16 protein-coding genes are annotated in these 25,097 nt (G+C 75.7%); 7 read left to right on the top strand and 9 right to left on the bottom strand.

Features of this window, described 5'->3' with window-relative positions; translation table 11 throughout:
• Positions 1–31: 31 nt before the first annotated feature.
• The 6 genes from QK440_RS04140 to QK440_RS04115 form a co-directional block, all read right to left on the bottom strand.
• On the bottom strand, positions 32–1,117 hold the full coding sequence (locus QK440_RS04140) for an exo-alpha-sialidase (RefSeq protein WP_282791558.1): 1,086 nt from the start codon (positions 1,115–1,117) through the stop codon (positions 32–34).
• Between the two features lie 171 nt (positions 1,118–1,288).
• A complete protein-coding gene (gene mmuM / locus QK440_RS04135) occupies positions 1,289–2,242 on the bottom strand; it encodes a homocysteine S-methyltransferase (protein ID WP_282791557.1) in 954 nt (317 codons plus the stop codon).
• Complete coding sequence (locus tag QK440_RS04130) at positions 2,239–4,413, bottom strand: ABC transporter ATP-binding protein (RefSeq protein WP_282791556.1); 2,175 nt, start codon at positions 4,411–4,413, stop codon at positions 2,239–2,241. The genes mmuM and QK440_RS04130 overlap by 4 nt, the downstream gene beginning before the upstream one ends.
• A gap of 13 nt (positions 4,414–4,426) precedes the next feature.
• Positions 4,427–5,344 carry an ABC transporter permease gene (locus QK440_RS04125; RefSeq protein WP_282791555.1) on the bottom strand — a complete coding sequence of 306 codons (918 nt, stop codon included), beginning with the start codon at positions 5,342–5,344 and terminating at the stop codon, positions 4,427–4,429.
• Positions 5,341–6,291 carry an ABC transporter permease gene (locus tag QK440_RS04120; protein ID WP_282791554.1) on the bottom strand — a complete coding sequence of 317 codons (951 nt, stop codon included), beginning with the start codon at positions 6,289–6,291 and terminating at the stop codon, positions 5,341–5,343. Before QK440_RS04120 ends, QK440_RS04125 begins: the two co-directional genes overlap by 4 nt.
• Entirely contained in the window at positions 6,288–8,141 is a 1,854-nt protein-coding gene (locus QK440_RS04115; protein WP_282791553.1) for a peptide ABC transporter substrate-binding protein, read from the bottom strand. The genes QK440_RS04120 and QK440_RS04115 overlap by 4 nt, the downstream gene beginning before the upstream one ends.
• 233 nt (positions 8,142–8,374) lie before the next feature.
• On the opposite strand from QK440_RS04115, the gene QK440_RS04110 reads away from it, so the two are divergent.
• From QK440_RS04110 to QK440_RS04085, 6 genes are all read left to right on the top strand, one after another.
• On the top strand, positions 8,375–9,799 hold the full coding sequence (locus QK440_RS04110) for an ROK family transcriptional regulator (RefSeq protein WP_282791552.1): 1,425 nt from the start codon (positions 8,375–8,377) through the stop codon (positions 9,797–9,799).
• Positions 9,796–11,433 (top strand): M81 family metallopeptidase, encoded by a 1,638-nt coding sequence (locus tag QK440_RS04105; protein ID WP_282791551.1) that lies wholly within the window; start codon positions 9,796–9,798, stop codon positions 11,431–11,433. The genes QK440_RS04110 and QK440_RS04105 overlap by 4 nt, the downstream gene beginning before the upstream one ends.
• Before the next feature lie 157 nt (positions 11,434–11,590).
• Entirely contained in the window at positions 11,591–12,409 is an 819-nt protein-coding gene (locus QK440_RS04100) for a transporter substrate-binding domain-containing protein (RefSeq protein WP_282791550.1), read from the top strand.
• A gap of 204 nt (positions 12,410–12,613) precedes the next feature.
• Positions 12,614–14,128, top strand: a complete 1,515-nt coding sequence (locus QK440_RS04095; protein WP_282791549.1) for a hypothetical protein — start codon at positions 12,614–12,616, stop codon at positions 14,126–14,128.
• A 69-nt stretch (positions 14,129–14,197) separates the two neighbouring features.
• Positions 14,198–15,271 (top strand): caspase family protein, encoded by a 1,074-nt coding sequence (locus QK440_RS04090; RefSeq protein WP_282791548.1) that lies wholly within the window; start codon positions 14,198–14,200, stop codon positions 15,269–15,271.
• Entirely contained in the window at positions 15,258–16,631 is a 1,374-nt protein-coding gene (locus QK440_RS04085) for a hypothetical protein (protein WP_282791547.1), read from the top strand. Before QK440_RS04090 ends, QK440_RS04085 begins: the two co-directional genes overlap by 14 nt.
• A gap of 347 nt (positions 16,632–16,978) precedes the next feature.
• Here the strand turns inward: QK440_RS04085 and QK440_RS04080 are convergent, their stop codons facing one another.
• The 3 genes from QK440_RS04080 to QK440_RS04070 form a co-directional block, all read right to left on the bottom strand.
• The gene (locus tag QK440_RS04080; RefSeq protein WP_282791546.1) at positions 16,979–17,812 is read right to left on the bottom strand and encodes a BTAD domain-containing putative transcriptional regulator; all 834 of its coding nucleotides are present in this window, start codon (positions 17,810–17,812) and stop codon (positions 16,979–16,981) included.
• 124 nt (positions 17,813–17,936) lie between these two features.
• Positions 17,937–20,786, bottom strand: a complete 2,850-nt coding sequence (locus QK440_RS04075) for a LuxR family transcriptional regulator (RefSeq protein WP_282791545.1) — start codon at positions 20,784–20,786, stop codon at positions 17,937–17,939.
• 178 nt (positions 20,787–20,964) lie between these two features.
• A complete protein-coding gene (locus QK440_RS04070; RefSeq protein WP_282791544.1) occupies positions 20,965–21,141 on the bottom strand; it encodes a hypothetical protein in 177 nt (58 codons plus the stop codon).
• A gap of 768 nt (positions 21,142–21,909) precedes the next feature.
• Here QK440_RS04070 and QK440_RS04065 point away from each other — a divergent pair.
• Positions 21,910–25,077, top strand: a complete 3,168-nt coding sequence (locus tag QK440_RS04065) for an amidohydrolase family protein (protein ID WP_282791634.1) — start codon at positions 21,910–21,912, stop codon at positions 25,075–25,077.
• Positions 25,078–25,097: the final 20 nt, after the last annotated feature.

Below are 25,097 nucleotides of genomic sequence, written 5' to 3'. Positions count from 1 at the left end.
GGGTCGTACGGGACCGCCGTCCGCGGGGGCCTCAGCTGATCACCGCCGCCCGTACGCACAGCACGTCCGGTAGATGCGAGGCCAGCTCCTGCCAGGAGTCGCCGTCGTCCGCCGAGGCGTACACCTCGCCGTTGCGGTTGCCGAAGTACAGGCCCGCCGGGTCCGCGCCGTCCGTGCACATGGCGTCCCGCAGCACCGTGCCGTAGTGGTCGCCCCGGGGCAGCCCCGCGCTGAGCGGCTCCCAGCTCTTGCCCGCGTCCTGGGTGCGGTAGACGCGACAGCGGCGGCCCGCAGGGACCCGGTCCGCGTCCGCGTTGATCGGGAAGACGTACGCCGTGTCGCCGCGGTGCGGGTGGGCGACGGCCGCGAAGCCGAAGTCCGAGGGCAGGCCCTCGCCGATGTCGGTCCAGTGGGCGCCCGCGTCGTCGCTGCGGTACACCCCCCAGTGGTTCTGGAGGTACAGCCGGTCCGGGTCGGCGGCGTCCCGGGTGACCTTGTGCACGCACTGGCCGAACTCCGGCTGCGGCTCGGGCAGGAACACCGCCGAGACGCCCGCGTTCGACGGCTCCCAGCTCGCGCCGCCGTCGCGGGTGCGGAAGACGCCCGCCGCGGACACCGCGACCGTCACCGCGTCCTTGTCCCGGGCGTCCGTGAGGATCGTGTGCAGCCCCTCCCCGCCGCCGCCCGGCTGCCACTGCGACCGCGTGGGGTGCTCCCACAGCGGCCGGACGAGCGCGAAGGTCTCGCCGCGGTCCTCCGAGCGGTACAGCGCGGCGGGCTCCGTGCCCGCGTACACCACGTCCGGCTCCGCCGCGGCGGGGTGCAACTGCCAGACGCGCTCCAGGGAGGCGCCCGTCTCCTGGGGGAACTTGACGGCCGGTTTCGACGGCTCGGTCCAGGTGCGGCCGAGGTCGTCGGAGTGGAACACCGACGGGCCCCAGTGGGCGCTGTCGCCGCCGACCAGGAGGCGGGGGACCGGGGTGCGGGTGTCGATCGCGATCGAGTAGATCGCCTGCGCGTTGAAGTACGGGCTCTCGTCGAACTGCCACGCGCCGGCGCGGCGGCGGGCGACGAAGAGCCCCTTCCTGGTGCCGATCGTGAGCAGGGTTTCGGCCATGGCGGACACCTTCCGGGACGGCGTTGTCTCAGGTACGGCTCAGTCTGCACCCGACCACTGACACTCACCCGCGTACGACGCGTCCCCGCAGCTCAGAGGCGCTACGGGCCGGAGTTCGCGGCCCGGCGGCCCGACGCCGCACCAGCCCGAGCGCGCGGCCCCTCCGAGGGCTCAGGGCGCGGCCCGGCCGTGGACCTCCGCGGCCACCCGCGCGATCGCGTCGGGCCCGACCCGGCAGCACCCGCCGATCAGCCGTGCCCCGGCCTCCCGCCACCGCTCCGCCGCGCCGGGCTCGAACCGGGAGGGACCGCGCCAGGCGCGGGCCGCGGCGTCCCAGGTCTCGCCCGAGTTCGGGTACACCACCACCGGCTTGCCGGTGACGCGGGCGGCGAGCTCCACCGCCGCGTCCACGTCGCGCGGGTCGCAGCAGTTCACGCCCACGGCGACCACCTCGTCGGCGTCCGCCGCGAGGGCGAAGGCCTCCGTGAGGGACTGGCCCGCGCGCGTCCGGCCGCCCGCGACGCTGTAGGACAGCCAGGCGGGCACGCCGAGGCCGCGCACGGCGCGCAGCAGGGCGCGGGCCTCGTCGGTGTCCGGGACGGTCTCCAGGGCGAGCACGTCGGGCGCCGCCGCGGACAGGACCTCCAGGCGGGGCCGGTGGAAGCGCTCCAGGGCGGCCGCGTCCAGGCCGTAGTTCCCGCGGTACTCGGAGCCGTCGGCGAGCATCGCGCCGTACGGGCCCGCCGACGCGGCCACCCACAGCGGCCGCTCGGCCCCGGTGAGGACCGCGGCCTCGCGGGCCAGGGTCACGCTCAGGCGCAGCAGCTCGGCCGTGCTGACGGCGTCCACGCCGTGCCGCGCGAAGCCCTCGAACGTGGCCTGGTAGCTGGCCGTGATCACGACGTCCGCGCCCGCCTCGTAGTAGGCGCGGTGCGCGTCGCGGACGGCGTCCGGGCGCTCGGCGAGCAGCCGCGCCGACCACAGGTCGTCGGACAGGTCGTGACCGGCGGCCTGGAGCTGGTTGGACAGGCCTCCGTCGAGCACCAGCGGCCCGCGCGCCAGGGCCGCCGCCAGGCCCCGCGCGCCGCCCCGGGGCGCCGCCCCCGTACCCACTGCGTCGTTCATACCGCCGACGCTAGCCGAGGCGCCGCGAGGGGGAAGTGGCAGGCGACCTGATGGCCCGCGCCGTTCGGGGTGGTCACCGGCGGCTCGACGGCCGCGCACACGTCCTGGGCGAGCGGGCAGCGGGTGCGGAAGCGGCAGCCGGAGGGCGGCCGGGCGGCCGACGGGGTCTCGCCGGTCAGCGGCGCCCGCCCCGCCCCGGCGGCGGCCTCGGGGTCGGGGGTGTGCACGGTGTCGAGCAGGCCGCGGGTGTACGGGTGCAGCGGCCGGGCGTACACGCGGGCGGCGGGTCCCGACTCCACCAGCTTGCCCAGGTACATGACGCCCACGGTGTCGGCGAGGTGCCGGATCACGGCCAGGTCGTGGGAGACGAACAGGTAGGTGAGGCCGCGCTCGCGCTGGAGGTCCCGCATCAGGTTCAGGATCTGTGCCTGCACGGAGACGTCGAGCGCCGAGACCGGCTCGTCGGCCACGACCAGGTCGGGGGAGAGCGCCAGGGCCCGTGCGAGGCCCAGGCGCTGGCGCTGGCCGCCGGAGAACTCGTGCGGGTAGCGGCGCACCGCGCCGCGCGGCAGGCCGACCGCGTCCAGGAGCTCCGCGATCAGCCTCTCCTGGTCCGCCCGGCCGCCCACGCGCTGGATGACCAGCGGCTCGCGCAGGATGTCGGCGACGCGCATGCGCGGGTCCATCGCCGCCGTCGAGTCCTGGAACATGAGCTGGACGCGCCGCCGGTGCGCGCGCCGCTCCGCGCGCGACAGGCGCGCGAGGTCGCGGCCGTCGAAGCGGACCGTGCCGCTCGTCGGTTCCTCCAGGCCCGCGACGATCCGGCCGAGCGTCGTCTTGCCGCACCCGGACTCGCCGACCAGACCGTACGTCTCGCCCTTGCGGACAGTCAGACGGACACCGCCGACCGCGCTGACCGTGCCCCGGCGCCGGGCGAAGGGGCCGCCGGGCAGCGGGAAATCCTTGGTGACGCCGTCGAGTTCGAGGAGCGCGCCGCCCGGCTCGGTGGTCCGGGCCGGGGGCGGGGGGACGCACGCCGTCTCGGGCGCGTCGTCCCCGTACGGCACCGGGTGGAAGCACGCGAACCGATGGGCCCCGCCCCGGAGTTCGTCGTCGGACAGCACCGGTTCCCGCTCGTGGCAGGTGGCGGTGGCGAAGGCGCAGCGCGGTGCGAAGCGGCAGCCGGCCGGGCGGACGGTCAGGCTCGGCGGCAGGCCGGGGATGGTGCGCAGGTCCGTGCCGTCGCCGGCGGCTCGCTCGGGCAGGGCCGCGAACAGCGCCTCGGTGTAGCGGTGCCGCGGCCGGGCGAACAACTCCCGCACGTCGCCCTCTTCGACGACCCTGCCCGCGTACATGACCGCGACCCGGTCCACCCGGTGGGCGATGACGCCCAGGTCGTGGGTGACCAGGATCATCGCCATGCCCAGCCGTCGGCGCAGGTCGTCCACCAGCTCCAGGATCTGGGCCTGTGTGGTCACGTCGAGCGCCGTGGTCGGCTCGTCGGCGATGAGCAGCCGGGGCTCGCACACCAGGGCCATGGCGATCGCCACGCGCTGGCGCATGCCACCGGAGAGCTGGTGCGGGTAGGCCTTCATGCGCTCGGCGGGCTGCGGCATGCCGACGAGGCGCAGCATCTCCTCGGCGCGCGCCCGCGCCTCCCTGCGGCCGGTCCCCGGGCGGTGCAGGAGCAGCGGCTCGGCGACCTGCGCGCCGATCGTCATGGTCGGGTTGAGCGAGGTCAGCGGGTCCTGGAAGACCATGCCGACGCCGGCCCCCCGTACGTCCTGGAGCACCGGCGCGGGGGCGGCGGCCAGGTCTCGGCCCGCGAACAGGACGCGGCCGCCGGTGATCGCGCCGCCGGGCGGCAGCAGGCCGAGGACGCTCAGCGCGGTCATGGTCTTGCCGCTGCCGGACTCGCCCACGATGCCCAGGGTTTCCCCGGGGGCGACGTCGAGCGAGACGCCGTCGAGGGCGTGCACGGTGCGGTCGCGGCCGGTGATGTCGACGCGCAGGTCCTGAATGCTGAGCAGCGGCTCGTGCGGCGGCTGGTGCAGCGGTCGGTCCTGCGGCTCCTTCGGCGACTGGAACAGCGGCTCGCGCGGCGGCTCGTTCAGAGGCCGGTCCCGCGGCTCGTCCGGTGGTGTGCTCGGGGGATCGTTCCTGTCGGTCATCTCGCCGGGTTCCTCACTTCCGCAGCCGTACGTCGAAGGCGTCCCGCAGCCCGTCGCCGATGAAGTTGAACGCGGCGACGACCAGCACGATGGCGATGCCCGGCGGGAAGATCAGCCACCAGTAGCCGTTCTGGGTGTAGGTGATCCCCGCGGACAGCATCGAGCCCCAGTCGGCCGACGGCGGCGGGATGCTCAGGCCGAGGAACGCCAGATAGCTGACGTAGAGGATGGCGTCGGCGATCTGGAAGGTGCAGTTGACAATGACGGTGCCGACGGCGTTCGGCACGATGTGCCGGAACACCGCCCGCGCGCCGCCGCCGCCCATCATGCGCATGGCCTGCACGTACTCGCGGTCGCGCAGCGCCAGGGCCTCGCCGCGCACCAGGCGCGCCGGGGACAGCCAGGCGACGGCGGCGATGATGAGGACGAGCACGCCCTTGTCGGGGGTGACGATCGCGGCGACCACGACGAGCAGGAACATCGCGGGGACGGCGAGCGCCGCGTCCGTGATCCGCATCATCGCGGCGTCCAGCCAGCCGCCGAAGTAGCCGGACACCGCGCCGTACACGGTCCCGAAGAGCGTCGCCAGCAGGCCTGCGGCAAGGCCGACCTCGAGGGAGGTCCGCCCGGCGACCATCAGCCGGCCGAGCATGTCGTAGCCGAGGTCGGTGGTGCCGAGCGGGTGCCCGCCGGTGCCGGGGGAGAGGTTCGCCTGCGCCAGGTCGGTGTGCACCTGCTCGGTGTCGTACAGGAGCGGCCCGAGGTAGCTGAACGCGAACAGCAGCGCCAGGACCACCACGCCCGTCAGGGCGAGCTTGTTGGCGGTGAAGACGCGCAGGGTGCGGCGGGCGAGCGAGGGCGTGGCCCGCGCGGCCTCCTCGTCGCCCGGCGCGGCCCCGGGGGCCGGGACGGGGGCGGTCGTGGTGGTCATGCCACGCTCCGTATCCGGGGGTCGAGGACGGCGTACAGGACGTCGGCGAGCAGGGAGCCGACGACGGTGGCGACGCCGACCACCAGCGTCACGCCGAGCAGGACGGGGAAGTCCGAGCCCTGGGCGGCGTTCCAGAAGAGCAGTCCCATGCCGGGGTAGTTGAACATCGACTCGACGACGAGGGCGCCGCTGAACAGCGTCGGCAGATACAGGCCGAGCAGCGTGGCCAGCGGGATCAGTGCGTTGCGCAGCACGTGCCGGACCAGGACGCGGCGGCTCGACTGGCCCTTGGCCATGGCCGTGCGGACGTAGTCCTCGCTGAGGTTGTCCAGGACGGCCGAGCGCATGTAGCGGCTGAACATCGCGACGATGCCGAACGCCATCGTCACCACGGGCAGGACGAGGCCGGTGGCCTCCCCGAGCAGGTCCCCGACCGACTCGCCCTGCGGCGCCTCCGCCGGCAGGACGGGCAGCACCTGCGCGAACACGATGATCATGACGAGGCCGAGGAAGAACACGGGCGTCGCGTACAGCAGGAACGCCAGGCCGGTGAGCGCGTAGTCGGACGCCTTGCCGCGCCGCACGGCCTGGAGCAGGCCCAGCGGGACCGCGATGACGACGGCGAGCGCGGTGGACAGGACGGTCAGGAGCAGCGTCTTGGGCAGCCGCTGCCGCAGCAGCTCCAGGACCGGCGAGTTCAGCTTGTACGAGTCGCCGAGGTCGCCCGTGACCAGCCGCTTCAGGTACAGGGCGTACTGGGTGGGCAGCGAACGGTCGTACCCCTGCTGGTGGTTGAAGTCCGCGATCTGCTGCGGGGTGCCCTTCGGGCCGAGGATGGCGCGGGCGGGGCCTCCGGGCAGCAGGTGCAGGAGCACGAACACGATCACCGACACCAGGAGGAGCACGACGAGCGCCTGGAGGAAGCGCTTGAGCAGGAAGCCCGTCACGAGGCTCCACCCTTCCCGGCCTGTCCGGCCTTCTTGACGTAGTACCAGTCCTGCGGCGCGAAGGTGACCGTCGGGTTCTGTTCGACGCCCCGCAGGTCGTTGCGGATCACGGAGACCTGGTAGGCGGGGTTGGGCATCCACAGGACGGGGAGCTGCTCGGCGAGGTACTCGCCGTAGGCGTGCACGGCCTTCATGTCGGGCGCGTACTGCACCGCGCGGATGAGCCGGTCGGCCTTGGCGTCGCTGTAGTTGCCGAAGTTGGCGGACGCCCCGGTGGAGAACAGCTGCTCGCCGCTGGGGTTGAGCGGGTAGTACCAGCTCCCCGCCGTGCCGAAGAACGACATGTCCCAGTCGCAGCCGGGGTCCTCGGCCGTGCATGGCACGGAGTTGCCGAGCACCGAGTTGAGCGGCTGCTGGCGCACCGTCAGGTCGATACCCGCCCTGGAGAGGGACGACTTGAGTTCCTGCATCATGTTCGTGGTCTCCGTGGAGCCCGACTGGGACAGCAGGGTCAGCTCCAGGCGGGTGCCCTCGGCGATGCCCGCGCCGCACCGGTCCGGGCCGGTGCCCGGGCGCGCGCAGTGGGCGGTGCCGTCCTCCGTGCGCCAGCCGTGCGCCTTCAGGAGGGCCTTGGCCCTCGCGACGGAGAAGGGGTAGCGCTCGCGCTCCATCCCCTTCGACAGGTACTGGCTCCTCGGCGTGACCGGCACCGGTCCGAGGGTCGGCGTCGCGCTGCCCTGCCAGATGACCTCGCTCATCGCCTTCTGGTCGACGAGGTGCTGCAGGGCCTGCCGGACGTAGAGCTGCCGCAGCAGCGGCCCGGCGTGCGTGGAGTTGAAGTTGTGGACGATGTACGTGGCCGCCCAGCCCTCCCAGGGGTCGACGCGGTAGCCCCGGTCCTCGAACCGCTCCTTCTGGGCCAGGACCGACGGCGGGATGTAGCCGTAGTCGACGCCTCCCGAGCGCAGCACGTTGTACTCGGAGCCGGCGGTCGTGAAGGGCTTGAAGACCACCTTGTCCAGGTGCGGCCGCTGGGACCTCGGGCCGGTGAACCTCTCGTTCGGGACGAGGGTGACCTGGCCGTTGTCCCGCCATCCGGCCAGCTTCCAGGGGCCGTTGACGGTCTTCCACAGCGGGTCGCTGCCGTACGAGCCGAGGCGCTTGGCGTGCCGGGTGAGGCGGGCGAAGACCGCCCTGGCGCCCTCGGGGCTCCGGTCGAAGTCGCCGATCCGCCCGCCGTCGGACGTGGCGTCCCAGGCGTGCTGGGGCAGGGCGCGCATCAGCGTGAGCTGGTTGGCGGTGAACCAGTCGGGGTTGTACGCGCGGCTCAGGCGCAGCCGCACGGTGTGGTCGTCGAGCGTCTCGAACCGCTTGACGTTGTCGGGCATCGTGCCGACCGAGTAGTTCCCCCACGACCTCTTGTTCGCCTTGACGAGGTGGAACCAGAACTCCAGGTCGCGGGCCGTGACCGGGGTGCCGTCCGACCACGTCACGCCCCGGCGCAGCGGCACGGTGACGGTCCGGTTGCCGTCGCTGTAGCGGGGCTCCAGACCGAGGGTGCTCGGACCGTGCGTGGTCAGCTTCCCCGCGGCCCTGTCCTGCACGGCCTCGTACACCGGCATGAACAGCAGCGACTGGATGCCGTAGTTGTACGAGGCGCCGTAGCCCGGGGCGCCGATCGGGAAGATCCAGTTGGGTGTCGCGGCGGGCGGCAGGGCCATGGTCGCGGTGCCGCCCTCGACGGGGGTGCCGCCGGTGGGGCCCATGTCGACGCGGCCGCCCTCGCGGACGCAGCCGGTGAGGGCGGCGAGCACGAGGCCTGCGGCCGCGGCTGCCTTCAGTGCGCGCATGGTGCGGGGCCTCCCGGAGCCGGGCCCGTGCCGCCACGGGACTGCCGGGTGGCGGGCGACGGGCGAGGAGTGCGGGGCCCGAACGTAGGCCCGTGGCGAAAAACAAGTCAATAGCTTCGTTCGGCAAAGACTGCGGAAAGCGGGATCCCCGCCATCGCTCTGGTCAACTTGCTTCGCTGGCCCCTAGTGTTCGACCGGCAGCCGAATCAAGTCATCGAACCTACGGGGGCGGTATGGCCGACACTGCACACGGGCCACCCGGATCGGCGCAGCACATCGTGCACCTGGTGTCGTCGGGCGCGGCCACGTCCCGGGCCGACCTCGTGCGGGAGTTGGGCCTCGCCCCCTCCACGGTCTCCTCGCGCGTGCAGGAGCTGGTGGCCGCCGGGGTGCTGACCGAGTCCGGCGAGGGGGCCTCCCGCGGCGGGCGCCGCCCGAGGCTGCTCCGGGTGCGCGCCCAGGGCGGGGTCGCCCTCGCCGCAGACCTCGGCAGCCACCACGCCCGGCTCGGCGCCGTCGACCTCGGCGGCGGCGTCCTCGACCCCGTGGACCTGCCGCACGACATCACGGCCGGGCCCGAGCCGGTCGTCGACTGGCTCTGCGACCGCGTGGCCGAACTCACCGCCCGGGAACGGGACGCGGGCCGGGCGGTGCGCGCCCTCGGTGTCGCCTTCCCCGGCCCGGTCGCACCCGCGGGCGGCCGCGTCCTCAGCCCCTCGCGCATGCCCGGCTGGCACCGCTACCCGCTGCGCGAGGTCCTGGCCGAACGCCTCGGCCTGCCCGTGACCGTCGAGAACGACGCCACGATGATGGCCGTCGGCGAGCACCGCGCCGCCCGGCCCGAACTCGACCACCTCGTCGTGGTCAAGGCCGGCCGCGGTATCGGCAGCGGCGTCATCGCGGCGGGCCGTCCGCACGACGGGGCCAACGGCGCGGCCGGCGACATCAGCCACGTCCGCATCGAGGCGGCGGGCGAACGCCCGTGCAGCTGCGGCAACATCGGCTGCCTGGAGACCGTCGCCAGCGGCGCCGCGCTGATCCGCGAACTCGCCGGCCAGGGCGTCGAGGTCGGGTCCACGAGCGCGCTGCTGCGGCTCGTCGCCGACGGCGACCCGCGGGCCACGACACTGGTGCGCACCGCGGGCCGGCACATCGGCACGGTCCTGTCCGTCGTCGTGAACTTCTTCAACCCGCAGGCCGTCGCGCTCGGCGGCGTCCTTGCCACCGCCGAACCGCTGGTCGCCGCCGTGCGCGGGGTGCTGTACGAGCGCTGCCTGCCGCTGGCCACCGCGGACCTGGAGATCACCACGACGGTCACCGGGCCCGACGCCGGCCTGATCGGCGCGGGCCTCACGGCCCTGCGCCGGCACCTGCCGACCACCGCGCCGCCCCCGGAGCCGGGCGCCACCGCGCCCACGGGCCCGGGCGCCACCGTGCCCACGGGCCCGGGCGCCACCGTGCCCACGGACCCGGGCGGTTCCGGGCGTCGGCAGTCCCTACCGTCCGGAAGGCAGTCCCCACCGTCCGGAACACAGTCCCCGCCGCCCTCGCAGCCCACGCCGCCCTCGCGGCCGGACGGTGCCGCCGACGAGCAGCCCGCTGCCCGCCGGGACCGACGGCAGCCCACCCCCCGCCAGGAAGAGAGCGCCTCCACATGACCGCGTCCGCGCCCGTCACCGGCCGTCCCCTGCGCATCGCCGTCGGCGGTATCGGCATCGAGTCCTCCACGTTCTGCCCGCACCGCACCACCGTCGAGGACTTCCGCCGGACCCGTGGTCAGGAACTGCTCGACCGCTACACCTGGACGCGCCCCGACAGCGACCTCGCCCGCCTCGGCGGCCCCGTGGAGTGGGTGCCGCTGCTGCACGCGGTGTCCCTGCCCGGCGGCCCGGTGGAGGCGGAGTCGTATCTGACCCTCAAGGACGAACTCGTCACGCGCCTGCGCGCCGCGGGCCCCCTCGACGGGCTGGTGTACGACATCCACGGCGCGATGAGCGTCGTCGGCCTTACCGACGCCGAGGCCGACCTGACGGAGGCGGTGCGCGCCGCCCTGGACGCCGTCGGCACCCCGGACGGCACCGGGCGCCCCATGATCTCCGCGGCCATGGACCTGCACGGCAACGTCTCGCGGCGCTTCGCCGAGCCGGTCGACCTGCTCACCGCCCACCGCCTCGCCCCGCACGAGGACGCCTGGGAGACCCGCGAGCGCGCCGCCCGCAACCTGGTGCGCTGCCTGCGCGGGGGCAGCAGGCCCCACCGCGCCTGGGTGCAGGTGCCCGTGCTGCTGCCCGGCGAGAAGACCAGCACGCGCCTGGAGCCCGCCCGGTCCCTGTACGCCTCCCTCGCGGACATCGAGCGGCGGCCCGGCGTCCTCGACGCGGCGCTGTGGGTCGGCTACGCCTGGGCGGACGAGCCGCGCTGCCGCGCCGCGGTCGTCGTCACCGGGGAGGACCCCGGGCGCGCCGCCGCCGAGGCCGAGCGGCTCGCCCGCCGCTACTGGGACGCGCGCCGCGACTTCGCCTTCGCCGGGCCGACGGGCAGCGCCGAGGAGTGCGTGGAGAAGGCCGTGGCCTCCGACCGGCGGCCCTTCCTCATCAGCGACTCCGGCGACAATCCGACCGCGGGCGGCGCGGGCGACCTCGCGTACATGCTGCGCCGCCTCCTGGCCCACGACGCGATCCGCTCCGGCCGGGTCACCGCCCTGCACCCCGGCATCACCGACCCCGCCGCCGTGGCCCGGTGCTTCGCGGCCGGCGTCGGCGCCGAGGTGACCCTGTCCGTCGGCGGCAAGGTCGACACGGGCCACGGCGGGCCCTGCGAACTCACCGGCACCGTCGAGGCGTTGCAGCGCGCCACGGACCGCGCGGACCGGGCGGAGGGCGGCGCGTACGACCGGGGCGCCGACATGGCGGCGGTCCGCACCGGCGGCCTCACCGTGATCCTCGTCGGGCGCCGCAAGGCCTTCCACACCCTCGCCGACTTCCTGGGGCCCGCCGAGGGCGGCCTCGGCATCGACCCGAGGACGTACGACCTGGTCGTCGTGAAGATCGGCTACCTGGAGCCGGAGCTGTACGCCATGGCCGCCGACTGGCTGCTCGCGCTCACCCCCGGCGGCGTCGACCAGGACCTGAAGCGGCTCGGCCACCACCGCGTGGACCGGCCGCTCTACCCCTTCGACGAGAACGCGTACGACGAGGACGCGGACGACGACGGCCCGGGGCCCGACCTCACCGCGCGCCTCCTCACACCGCTCACACCGCTCACACCGCTCGCACCGGGCACGCCGGGCTGACACGCCCCGCGCCGCACCGGCGCGCCCGCCCCGCACCGGCTCACACGCCCGGCACCGTCGCCCTCGGCCCGTAGGGTCCCCGATGGCCCCCGAGCCACCGGAGCCCCGACCCCTCAGGGGCCCCGCCGACGCCGCCCGTACGAGAGGAACCCCCGCCATGCAGCGTGCCGCCGCCCTGTCCGCCCTGGTCTGCCTGCTCGTCGTCACGGCCGCCGCGCCCGCCTCGCCCGGCGGAGGCGGCCGGGGGCACGCCGACCGGGCCCGCTCCACGCTCCTGGACTCCGTGCCGCGGAAGGGCGTCCTGCGCGTGTGCACGACCGGCGACTACCGGCCCTTCACGCACCGCGAGGCCGGCGGCGGCCACCGCGGCATCGACGTCGACATGGCACGCGACCTGGCGAAGTCCCTCGACGCCGAGCCGCGGTTCGTCCCCACGACGTGGAAGGAGATCGTCGACGACGTGGCCGACCGCCGCTGCGACATCGCCGTCGGCGGCATCTCCGTCACCCTGCCGCGCGCCCGCACGGTGTACTTCAGCGAGCCGACCCGCGAGGACGGCAAGGCCCCGATCGCGCGCTGCGCGGACAAGGACGCGTACCGGACGCTGCAGCGGATCGACCGGCCGGGCACCCGCGTCGTCGTCAACCCCGGCGGCACCAACGAGCAGTTCGCCCGCGCGCACATCAAGCGGGCCACGATCACCGTCCACCCGGACAACACCACGATCTTCCGGGAGATCGCCGAGGGCCGCGCGGACGTGATGATCACCGACGCGAGCGAGACCCGCTACCAGGCCGGGCTGCACCCCGAACTGTGCGCGATCCGCCCCGACGAGCCCTTCACCTTCGCCGAGAAGGCCTACGCGCTGCCGCGCGGGGACGAGCCGTTCAAGGAGTACGTCGACCAGTTCGTGCACCTGGCGACGCACGACGGGACGTACGCGGCGTACGAGGCGCGGTGGATGCGGAGCCGATGACGTGACCCGGTGGCCCGCCGGCCGCGGGGGAGCGCGGGAGACGGCCCCGGCGGCCGGGACGGGCGGGCCGCGAACCCCGGGGTAATCCCTGAGCCCGTCCCCGGGGACGCGGCGCCCGCCGCGGGCCTACGGTGGGCATCCGCCCGGAGCGGTGGGGAGCCGCAGACCACTGCGGTGCGCTCCCGGCGGACCCGGAGGTCCGACATGCACCCATCCGGCAGGAACTGCGTCCACAGCGGCACGGGCGGACGGCTCGCCACGACCACCACCGACGACGTCGACGCGCTCGTCGCGCGCCTGAAGGACCGCTCGCGCGTGGTGCTGCACTTCCACGGCGGCCTCGTCGACGACACGCTCGGCTTCGCGACGGCCGAGCGGCTCGCCCCGGTGTACACGGCCGCCGGCGCCGAGCCGGTGTTCTTCGTGTGGAGCAGCGGGCTGCTGGAGGTCCTGCGGGGCAACCTGCCGCAGATCCTGGGCGAGGGCGTCTTCCAGACCCTGCTGAACCGTGTCATCCGCTTCGCCTCGGGCGTCGTCTTCCAGGACCCCGGCACCCGGGCCCTGGGCGGTCTCACCGTCCCGTCCACCCGGGACGTGGCCGCCGAGCTCGCCCTGCTGCGCACCGGACAGGAGCCGTACGCGCGCCTCACCCCGCCCGCCGAGGTCCCCGCCCTGGGCGAGGCCGAGCGCGTCCGCATCACCGCCGACCTCTCGGCGGACACCGAACTCGCCGAGCGCAACCGGGAGATCGCGGGGACCGTCCTGCGCTCGGCGCCCGGGACGACCGCCGCGCGCGACATCAACGGGGGGCGCGCGGCGGTCGCCACCCTCATGTCCCCGGACACCGTGGCCGAGCTCGCGGCGGGGACCACCGACGCGGAGAACCGCCGGGCCGTGGTCACCTCCGCGCTCCTGGTGCGCAGGACCGTCCGCGTGGTCTCCGCCGTCGTCGCCCGCTTCCGGCACCGCACCGACCACGGCCTGTACCCGACCGTCGTGGAGGAGATACTCCGCGAGTTCTACGTCGCCAACGTCGGCGCGGCCGTCTGGGACGCCATGAAGCGGCAGACCGCGGAGACCTTCGCGGCCGGGGCCCCGGGCGAGGCGGGCCCGCCCCGCGCGGGACGCTACTTCCTGGACCGCTTCGGCCAGTTGCTCGCCTCCGGCAGCCGGCCCGAGGTGACGCTCGTCGGACACAGCGCGGGCGCCGTGTTCATGGGCCACCTCCTCGCCGACCTGGCCCGCAGGCGCGCCGCGGCCGACGACCCGCTGCCGGAGGACTTCCGCGTCCGCGACGTCGCCCTCCTGGCGCCCGCCTGCACGGTCAAGGACCTGGCCGGCGTCGTCCGGCGCCAGGCCGGGCTCTTCCGCCGCCTGCGGATGTTCACCCTGACGGACGAGGCCGAGCGCGCGGACCACCTGGTGCCGTTCCTGTATCCGCGCTCGCTGCTGTACTTCGTCTCCGCCGTCCTGGAGCGCGGCCCCGACGGGGACACCGCGGTGGCGCCGCTCGCGGGCATGCAGCGCTGGTTCCTGGCCGATGAGCCGGGCGGCCCGGACGCCCGGGACCTGCGGGCCTTCCTGCGCGCGGACGGCACCCGGACCGTGTGGTCGCCCGTGGACGGCGGCCCCGGCCTGGCCTCCGGCGCCCGCAGCCACGCGGGCTTCGACAACGACCCGGAGGTCCTGGCGAGCCTCGCCAGGATGCTCGCCGACTGAGCCGGCGACGGCTCCGGCACGGCTCCACCAGGGGGAGACCCCACCAGGGGGAAACAGGGGGAAAGGCTCGTGAAAGACGTGCACTACGCCGTGGTCGTCGGGATCAACCGCTACCCGGCGATCAGCGACCTGCGCGGGGCGCGCGGCGACGCGGGCCGGTTCCGCGACTGGCTCGTGGACCCGGCCGGCGGCAACGTGCCCGAGGGCAACGTCACGCTGGTGACCGCCACCGAACGCGACGAGCACGCGGCCGACGTGCTGACCGTCGTACCGACCCGGGAGAGCGTCAACCGCGCCCTGTACGAGACGCACCGCGCGGTCCGCAAGGCCGTCGAGGAGGGCGGCTCCTGGGCCGACACGCGCCTGTACGTGTTCCTCGCGGGCCACGGCATCGCCCCGTTCGGCGGCGACGCCGCGCTGCTCATGGCCAACGCCGCGATCGACCTGCTCGGCAACCACATCGCCGTCCGCCCCTACCTGTCCTGGTACGAGTCGGCGTCGCCGTTCCACGAGGTGGTCTTCTTCGCCGACTGCTGCCGCACCCGCTTCGGCGGGGTCACCGCCTTCGGCCCGCCGTTCACCGACACCACCGAGGCGCCCGACAAGGTCGAGTGCCTCGTCGGCTACGCGACCTCGCTCGGCGACCCCGCCTACGAGGAGCGGACACCCGACCCGAACCGGGCCCGCGGCCACTTCACCACCGCCCTGCTCGAAGGGCTGCGCGGGGCGGGCGGCGGCACCGTCACCTCCGAGGGCACCGTCACCTCCGACAGCCTTGTCGGCTACGTACGCCGCCACGTGCGGGACGGCACCGCCCAGGCGCTCGTCCCGCAGGAGGCCCGGTTCCTGCGCGAGACCAGCACCCCGATCGTCTTCGCCGAGGGTCTCCAGGGCGTGGGCTCCTACCCGGTGGCCCTGCGCTTCCCGGCGGGCTTCGGCGGCTGGGTGGAGCTGCGCGGCCGCGACGTGACCGAGCCGCGCCGCCTGTACGTCGACCCCGGCACCGGCCACGAGGCCGGGCTCGTGCTGTCGCTCCGGCCGGGCCTGTACCGGGTCGTGCCGGAGAGCCCGACCGCGCCGGACCTCCGCTCCGGCGGGTACTTCGAGGTCGTCACCACAGGAGGCCACGGTGTCCAGTTCTGACCGCGCCCGCACCGAGGTGCCGTTCGTCGTCATCCCCGACACCCCGTCCGTGCGCGTCACCGTCACCGACGAGGCCCTGCGCGAGGTGGCGTACGGCATGGGCACCCTGGAGACCACCGTGGCCCCCGGCATCTACCGCATCGAGCAGCGCTTCGCGGGCGCCGTGGCCTCCCAGTACGTCGAGGTCGGCACCGAGGCGTGCACGCGGCGCCTGCCCCTGCCGCGCATCCCGGCGCAGGCGCCCGTGCGGCGGACCGCCACCGCGCACGCCGGGCACCGGGCCGCCGCCGTCCGCTGGAGCCGGCAGTCCACCTGCCTGAGCGGCCCGCCCACGGTGATGGTCCTGCTGCGCAACCTGCGCCACGGCCGGCGGCTCGACCCGTACGCGCTGGAGATCGGCGCGGAGAGCGGCGAGGCCGTGGACGGCGGCGAGGCCGGCTGGCACGTCGACGAGGGGGAGGGCTGGTCGGTGTGGAGCGGACCGCTGCCGCCCGGCGGCTACCGGCTGCGGCTGCGCAGGCCGTCCGGCGAGGGCCTGCCGCTGGCCCAGGCGCTGTGGGTGACCGAGGGCTGGACCACCCTCGTCTTCGTCGGCAACGGGCCGCACGGCGCCCAGCCGCAGCACGCGTCGGTGGAGATGGCGCCGCTCGGCGCCGGCTGGAGCCCCCTGGACGAGGAGCTGAGCCTCGCCCGGGAGGCGGCGCTCTCCGGGCTGCGGCAGGGCATCGACCTCATCTCCGACCAGCAGCTCTTCCCGATGCTGGAGTCGGACCACGCCGATCCGCTGCTCGGCGTCGTGGGCGCGCACGCGATGCTGCTCGACCACAGGCCCGACCTGCGGCGCCTGGAGGAGGTCGTGCGGCGGCTCGCCCCGCACCTGCCCGGGCACCCGGACGTCGCCGCGCTGTGCACGCTCCTCGACGGGGACGGACTGTCCGGGCCGGTCTCCTCACCGCCCATGCTGGCCGCGTCCTGCCGCCTGCTCGTCGAGGCCGACGGCGTCGACCCCGGGGTGATCGAGGACGGCTCGGCCGCGGAAGCCGCCGCCGAGCGCCTGGTCGGGCGCGGGGTGTGGACCACCTGGCTGGAGCGCGAGCACCGGCCGGACCCGCCGACGGCCCGCGGCGGGCCCCTGCCGCAGGGCCCGACCGCCAGGCGCCCGCTGACGGCCGACCCGGTCGGCCGCGTCCAGGCCTACATCCAGGAGATCGCGGGCCTGGAGGGCCGGACCGTCGAGGACGTCCTGCACGACGTGTCCCGGGACGAGCTGTGCCGCAGGACGGGACTGCCCCACCGGCCGGTGGAGCGGGCCATCGAGGGGCTGCGGGGGCCGGGCCCCGCCCGAGGACGCGCCGGTTAGCCGTCCGGACGCCGAGGGAGCCGGGGGTCGGGGGAGTCGGGGCTGAGCCACGCGGGGGGTGGTTCAGCCCCGGCGCGTACGCGGTCCCCCTGTACGTACGGCTACCCGTACCCGCGGCGGCCTGTACGTACGGCGGCACGCGCGGTGGTGGCGGTGCGGGAAAGCCTCGTCCAGGGTGGAGCGGGCCGAGCTGGCGGCCGGTCGGCCGAGCCGCGCTCCATCAGGGGAGTTCCCCCTTCTCCCCGCGACCTGGACGAGGCATGTCCATCGTGTCGGGCGGGCGTCACCGCCGCGTCACACCGCCGCGTCACCGGGCCCGCCGCCCCCGGGCCCGGCACACCACCGCGTCACACCGTCGCGTGCCGCAGCATCGCCGAGAACTGCCCCGACGGCTCCACGCCGAGCTCGCCGCGCAGCAGCCCGCGGAACCGCTCGAACTGCCGTACCGCCTCGGTGAGGTTGTGCTCCGCGAGGTGGACGGAGACCACCGCGCGGTGGGCGCTCTCGCGCAGCGGGTCGATACGGGTGCACTCCAGGGCCGCCTCCAGGGCGGCGCCGTACGCCCGCATCGCCACCAGGCGGGCGGACAGCGCCTCCAGGGCGTGCAGCCGCAACTGGTGCAGCCGCTCCCGCTCGAAGGCCACCCACTCCTGCTGCCAGCCCGGCAGCAGCTCCCCGCCGCACAGCAGCAGGTGGTAGGCGGGCCGCAGCCGGACCGGCGCCCGGGTGAGCACCCGGCGCGCGGCCACCGTGAAGGCCTGCAGGTCGACGCGGACCCGGCAGCTCAGGGCCAGCGTCCCCCCGCCCGCGTCCGACAGGGCCGAACCGGCCCCGTTCAGACGCCACATGGCGGTCCGCAGCCGCGCCCGGGCCCGCGTCTCGGTGGCGTCCGGCCACAGCGTGCCCGCGAGCTCGGAGCGGCTGGCCGCCCCGTAGAGCGCGAGCCGGGCCAGCACCTGCTGCCCGCTGGCGGGCACCTCCAGCGGCTCCCCGCCCCGCTCGCAGCAGCAGTCCGTGCCCTCTGTGTCCTCCGCGCCCTGTGCGTCCTCCGTGTATGCCGCGTCGGCGCCCTGAGCGGGGCGCCCGCCCGGAGCGTCCCGCGTGAGGAGGAATCCGCCGAGCAGACGCAGCCGCAGCGCGGGCCGTTCGTCTCCGGCCGCCGCGCGTGTGATCGAAGCCATCGGGCCACCTCCAGGGGTCCCGCCGACGCCCTGCCGTCCGGCACGAACGTACGGGCCGGGGCGGTTCCGCGCCTCCGGGAGCGTGCCGGGGTTTACCCCGGTGCGCCCCGGTCGCGCCCGGCGCTCACCCCGCCGACGGCGACGGCCGCTCCTGCGGCCCGAGCCGCCGCACCAGGCCGATGCGCGAGGTGATGCCGAGCTTCGCGTAGGTGTGGCCGAGGTGGTACTCGATGGTCTTGACGCTCAGCGCGAGCGTGGTGGCGATCTGCCGGTTGGTCTGCCCCTGTGCGGCGAGCCGCGCCACCGCGAGCTCCTGCGGCGTGAGCGCCCCGTCGAGGGCCTCGCCCGCGCCGTCGTGCGCCGGCCCGCCGGCCGCCGGCGCGGACACCGCGCGCCCGCAGGCGTTCAGCTCGCGTACGCAACGGGCCTGGTAGGGCAGCGCCTTGAGCCGGGTCATCGTGGTGTACGCCGCCTGCAACTGGGCGATGGCGAGGGAGCGGCGCCCCAGGCGGCGCAGGAACGCGCCGTGGTCGAGGGCCACCCGGGCCTGCCCGAACGGCAGCGGTACCTGCGCCGCGTGGTCCTGCGCCCGGGCGTACGCGGACTGGGCGCGCTGGGTGTCGCGGCGCGCGGCCAGCAGGTTGCCCCGGGCCCGCGCGGCGGCGGCGAGCGCCGAGTGCCGCCCGCGCGCCCGGGCGCGCTCCTCGAAGGGGGCGAGCACCGCCTCGGCCTCGTCGAGTTCGCCGAGCTGGACGAGGGCGTCGACGAGCAGCGGCTGCCAGTCCACGACGCCGGGTTCGTTGACGCCGTCCTGCTCGGCGAAGGCGAGGAGCGGGCGCAGCGCCGTCACGACCGCCCGGGGCTCGCCGCGCGCGTCCGCGGTGGCGCCCTGGGCGCACACCCCGTACGCGTACGCCACGGGGGTCTCCGCGCCCCCGGGCACCTCGGCGGCCGTGCGCAGGTGCTCGGCCGCGCGGTCGAAGGCGCCGCGCGCGGCGAGGATCTGCGCGGCGACGCCGTGCGTGACCGGCTGCAGCCAGGACTGGTCGGCGTCGTCGGCGATGGAGGCCGAGGACTCGGCGTGGATCAGCGCCTCGTCCCACTCCCCGAGCCGGTGCAGTGTCTGTGCCAGCGCCGATGCGGACAGCAGCCGCAGCGGCACCGTGGTCGTACGGCAGTTGGTGACGGCGCCGAGCAGGTCCTGGCGCGCCCCGCGCAGGTCGTCCGACCACAGGCGCAACTGGCCGCGCGCCAGCAGCAGGTCGATGCTCCGCAGCGGCACGATCATCGGGTCCGGCAGCTCGCCCGCGAGCGCGATGCCCTCCTTGGCCCGGCCGCTGAGGCCGAGCGCCACCAGGTGGTTGAAGCGCAGCATCCGGCTCGGCCCCTGGTCGGTGGAGAGCCGCTGGGCGCGCTCGGCCCACTGGGCGGCCACGGCGGCCTGCCCGCACATGACGGCCGCGTAGCTCAACTGCTCGGCGGCGCGCGCCGCGAGACACGGGTAGCGGCCGCGGTCGCAGCTCTCCCAGGCGTCCACGAGGAGCGTCCACGCGGCCTGGGTGCGGCCCTGGACCCGCGCCACATAGCCGCGGACGTAGCCGCGCAGCGCCGGGTCCGCGGACTCCGGCAGACCGCCCGCGAGCTCCGCGGCCTCCTGCACCCGGCCGTCCAGGAGCAGCGCCTCGACGGCCTCCACGGCGAGCCGGTCCCGCTCCGTCGCACTGGTCGCGACGCGCGAGGCGTGCCGCAGATGGGTGCCCGCGACGGCCCACTGGCCGGTGGCGGCCTCGCGGCGCGCGCACGCGGCCAGGGCGTCGGCGAGCTGCTCGTCGGGTCCGGTGGCGGCGAGCACGCGGTGCCGCAGCTTCGTGTACTCGTCCTCGACGAGCGCGGCGGCCCGCTCGTGCAGGGCGGCGCGCTGGGCGGGCCCGATGTCCTGGTAGACCGCCGCGTGCACCAGCGGATGCGGGAAGGAGACCTCGGGCGCCGACGTCCCGGCGGGCGACTCGCGCAGCAGCCCCGCCTTGACGGCGCGCTCCAGGGCGGGCAGCGGCTGCGCGACCTTGGCGAGCCGGGCCGCGGTCCGCAGCCGGCAGGAGATCCCGAGCACGCTGACGGCCTGCACCAGGCGCTGCGTCTGCGGCCCGCACCCGGCGAGGTTGGCGAGCACCAGCATGGCGTACGACCGCGGCGCGGGCAGCGGCGTCGTGACGTCCAGCAGCACCGCGGACGGCACCTGGTCGAGCAGCGCGCGGGCGTGCAGCGGGTTGCCGTGGGTGTGGGTGCGCAGCCGTACGGAGGCCGAGTGGGGCAGGCGCGCCCCGCCAAGCCGGTCACTGAGCGCGGCCAGCTCGTCGGGGCTCAGGCCGTCCAGGGCCAGGCGGCGCGTGGGCGGGGCGGTGAGCAGGCGGCGCAGGCCGTCGGGCAGCTCGGGCACGTACGGGTCGCGCAGCGCGACGACGGCGAGGACCCGGTCGTGGCGCAGGCGGCGCAGCGCGAACGTGAGCGCGTTCAGGGACTCGGGGTCGGCCCAGTGCGCGTCGTCCACGACGAGGACCACGGGGCCCTTGCCCTGGACCTCGCCGATCAGGTCGAGCAGGCCGAAACCGGCGGCGAGGGGCGGCAGGTTGGCGTGCAGCGACTGCGGCGCGCGCATGAGCCCGGCCAGGGTCTCGGGGACCGGCAGCGGGCTCTGCCCGACGAGCTGGGCGAGGACGCCGCAGGGCAGCGAGCTCTCGTTCTCCTCACCGCTCGCGTGCAGCACGCACGGGCCGTCCAGCGTGTCGAGGAAGCGGCGCAGCAGGGCCGTCTTGCCGATGCCGCCGGGCCCTTCGAGGAGCACGACGCGCGGCGTGCCCGCGCGGGCGTCCGCGAAGTCGGCCCGCAGGGCGTCGAGTTCCCGCGCGCGTCCGCAGAAGGCGTCGTCGGTCACGGGGGCGTGGCGGCGGTCGTGGCCGACGTCCTCAGGCGTCATCGGCGCCCCCGCGCGGGGGCGGCGGCCGCGGGGGGCCGCGGGGGGCGGGCGACCTGTGCCGGACACATGGCCATGAATTCCACGATGACGGCCGACGGTCCCTCCGCACAAGGCACGTGCCGGTATCCGCGCGGACGCGCACCACGCGACAAGGGGGGACGGCGGTACGGGTGGGACCCTAGGGCGCCTCCTCCGGCGCCGGGTCGCCGAGGCCGACGGCCTCCGGCTGCTCCGGCTCGAGCAGCGACAGCAGCTCCAGCCAGCCGTGGAACGGGTGCGGGCACTCCGAGTCCTCGGGCACGACGTTGCCGCACACCCCGTCGTGCGAGCGGTACACCTCGATGACATAGCGCACAACGCCTCCTGAGCCACTGCGGGGCGCGGGCCGAGACGCGTGCGGGTGACGACCGCCGTGGCGGCGGCAGCCGGGGCGCGTGACAGCCGTGACGCTCGGCAAGGGCGACCAGAATAGGGTCGGCCCGGGACCCCTCGCGTCGGTGCGGCACCTAGGGAAGTCCCTAGGGTGGTACGGGAGTTGCGGCCGGGGCGACCGGGGTGGCCGGGAAGCCCGGCGTCCGGAGGTGCCCTTGACCGGCCCGCGGTGGCGTACCCCTCCGGGCACAGCCCGCCGGGCGCACCCTGCCCGGCGCACCCCGGTCGGAGGTGCCGTGCCGCCGGGTGGCCAACGGCGCTGTGCAGGGCGCCGCGTACGAGGACGCGGACGGGCGCGGGCGGGGGCCGCGAGGGAGTGTTGCGGCCAGGACCGGGTGCGGCGAGGGCGCGGGCCGGGGGCGGGCGCGGCGAGGACCGGGTGCGGCGAGGGCGCGGGCCGAGGGCGGGTGCGGCGAGGACCGTGACAGTGCGTGCAGGCGGTGTTGCTCACGGCCCCTGAGGTGCGCGAGTGTGCTGTGCCATGGACCCTGACAGGAACCCTGAAGCGCCGTCCTCTCCTTCCTCGTCCCCGTCCGCTCCGGCGACGTCCACCCCGCCCCGGCCCGCACCGGCGGGACCCACCCCGCCCCACCCCGTGCCGGAGGCATCCGCCCCGCCCCACCCCGTTCCCGGGGCGACGGCCCCGCCCCGGCCCGCTCCGGAGGCACCCGCCCCGTCCGGCCCCGTCTCGCTGAGCCGGCGTCAACTGCTCGTCGCGACCGGTGCGGCGGGCGTCGCCGCCGCGGCCGCCGGCGGGGCCGTGGCGCCCGCGCCCGCCGCCGCCCGCCCCGCCACCGGCGGCGTCGCCCTGTCCTTCACGCGCGCCACCAACGGCTCCGCGACCCTCTCGCCCGCCGGAGACCGGCTGGTCGCCGAGGTCCAGCACGTGCTGTGGGCCGCACCGGCCGACGGTGGCAAGGCCGTGCCGCTCACCCCGGCCGAGCTCGAACCCTCCCGCCCGGTGTACGCGCCCGACGGCCGGCTCCTCGCGTTCAGCGCCTACCGCGACGGCGGCTACCACATCTGGACCGTGCGCCCCGACGGCACCGGCCTGCGGCAGCGCACCGACGGCCCCTGGGACGACCGGGGCCCGGCCTGGTCCCCGGACGGCACCCGGATCGCCTTCGCCTCCGAGCGCGGCGGCGACCCGGTGGCGGGCAGCGCCTACCGCGTCCACGTCCTCGACGTGCGCACCGGCGAGGTGTCCCGCCTGACCGGCCTGCCGGGCCAGGACGGGCCCCACCAGGACGGCCCCTGGGAGGACTTCGACCCGGCCTGGTCCCCGGACGGCGACCGCGTCGTGTTCGTCCGGGCCAGGGGCGTCACCACCGCCACCGGCGTGTCCCTCCAGGCGCGCACCGTCGCCTCCGTGCCCGCCCGTGGCCAGGGCCCGGTCGCCACCGTGCACACCGAGACCGCGAACGCCCAGGTGATGACCCCCGCCCCGGCCCCGGACGGCCGCCGCCTCGCCTATCTGCGCACCACGGCGGCGCCCGAGGGCTCCTGCGTCCTCGTCGTCGACGGCGAGCCCGTCGCCGTGCCCGGGGACGTCGCGCCCGTGCCGCCCCGCTGGACCCGGGACGGAGAGCTGCTGCTCACCGTCGACGGCCGCTTCACCCTCGTACGCCCCGACGCACCCGGGACGCCGCGCCCCCTCCCCTTCGAAGGGGTGCTGTCCGTGGACCGGCCCCGGTACCGCGTCAAGGAGTACGACCTCGGCGAGGGCCGGGTGCGCCCGGTGCGCGGCATCCACCTGCCCGCGCTCTCGCCCGACGGACGGCACGTCGCGTTCGCCGCCCTCAACTCGCTGTGGCTGGCGGGCACCACGGGCGGCAGGGCACCGCGCCGGCTGCGGCGGGCGGGGCCCACGCGCTACCTCCTCGGGCCGTCGTGGGCGCGCGACGGCCGCTCCCTGGTGTACGCCGACGACCGCGACGGACTCCTCGGCGTGTACCGGCACGACCTCGCCACCGGTACCGAGACCCCGCTGGCCACCGGCGGCCGGGTGCACCCCGCGCTCTCGCCCGACGGCACCCGCCTCGCCTGCCTCGACCTCACCGGCCGGCTCGTCGTCCGCGACCTGGGTGCGGGCACCGAACGCGTCCTGGCCGAACCCCTGGGCGGCGGCGGACTGCCCGGCCGCCCCAGCTGGTCGCCCGACGGCCGCCACCTCGCCCTGTGCGACCGCAACCGCCTCAGCCTCCGCTTCCGCGAGGGGTACAACCTCGTCCGCGTCGTCGACACCGCCACCGGCGAGGACCGCCTGCACGCCGTCGCGCCGCACACCTCGGTCGCCGACCGCTACGACTCCGGGCCCGTCTGGTCGCCGGACGGCCGCTGGCTCGCCGTGATCGTCGAGTCCGCCCTGTGCCTGCTGCCCGTCGCGGCCGACGGCACCCCGCGCGGCAAGCTCCGTACCCTCACCACCGAACCCGCCGACCACCCGAGCTGGTCGGGCGACTCCAGGACGCTGCTGTACCTCTCGGGCACCCGGCTGCGCCTCATCGGCGTCGACGGCGGCCGGGCCCGCACCGTCCGCGTCCCCCTCGACCAGCGCAGACCCGCACCGCCCGACACCGTGGTGCACGCCGGACGGCTCTGGGACGGCACCGGTGACCGCGTCCGGGACGACGTCGACGTCGTCGTACGCCGCGGCCGTGTCACCGAGGTCGCGCCGCACCGCGCGGGCCGGCGCGCCGAGCGCCGGATCGACGCCTCCGACCGCACCGTGCTCCCCGGCCTGTGGGACACGCACACCCACCCCTGGCAGAGCACCTACGGCGCCCGGCAGACCGTCGGCCAGCTCACGTACGGCATCACCACCACGGTCTCCCTCGGCGGCTTCTCCTACGAGCAGGCGCGCGTCCGCGAGGCGGTGGCCACCGGCCAGCTCGCCGGGCCGCGCCTGCTGACCTGCGGCGAACTCCTCGACGGCAGCCGCGTCGCGTACAGCATGGGCCGCGCCCACCGCACCCGCGCGGGCCTCAGGCGCTCCCTGGAGCGCGCCGAACAGCTCGACTGGGACGTCGTCAAGACGTACGTACGGGCGCCGGCCTGGATCATGGAGGAGGCGGCGCGCTTCGCCCACGAGCGGCTCGGCGTGCGCGCGGGCAGTCACTTCCTGTCGCCCGGCATCCAGACCGGCCAGGACCTGACCACCCACCTCCAGGCCACGCAGCGGGCCGAGTTCGGACACGCCACCACCGCATCGGGCCGCGCCTACGACGACGTCACCGAGATCTACACCGCCCGGGGCGCGGCCTTCTCCCTCATCGCCACGCCGTTCACGTCCGTACCGCTCATCGGCGCCGCCCCCGCGCTCGCCGACGACCCCCGGGTCACGGCGGTCATGCCGCCCTGGGACGTCGAGACCGTCCGCAGGCAGGCCGCCGCGCCACCGACCGCGGCCCAGCTCGCCACGCTCCGCCGGGAGACCGACGTCTACCGGCGCGTCCTCGCCGCGGGCGGCCTCGTGGCGCTCGGCACCGACCAGCCCATCGTGCCGGTCGGCCTGTCCCTGCACATGGCGCTGCGCGCCCTGCACCGCGGCGGGCTCTCCCCGGCGGAGGCCCTGCGCACCGCGACGGTCCTGCCCGCCCGGCTCTTCGGCGTCGACCAGGACCTCGGCACCGTACAGGCGGGCCGGATCGCGGACCTGACCCTCGTCGACGGCGACCCGTTCACGGACTTCGCCACGCTGGTGCGGACGGTCGGCGTCCTGCGCGGAGGCACGCCGTACGAGACCGACGAGCTGGTCGGCGCCTTCCCGACGGCGGCCCGGCGCGCGCCCCGCGGCACGGACTGGCTGGAGGTGGGCCGCCTGATGCGCAGGGACAGCTGCTGCGACCCGGGCGTGTGAGGTGATCCGGGCGGGTGAGG

The organism is Streptomyces sp. CC224B, from assembly GCF_030010595.1.
Classification (GTDB): Bacteria; Actinomycetota; Actinomycetes; order Streptomycetales; family Streptomycetaceae; genus Streptomyces; species Streptomyces longispororuber.
This window is presented reverse-complemented; position numbering and strand designations above follow the sequence as displayed.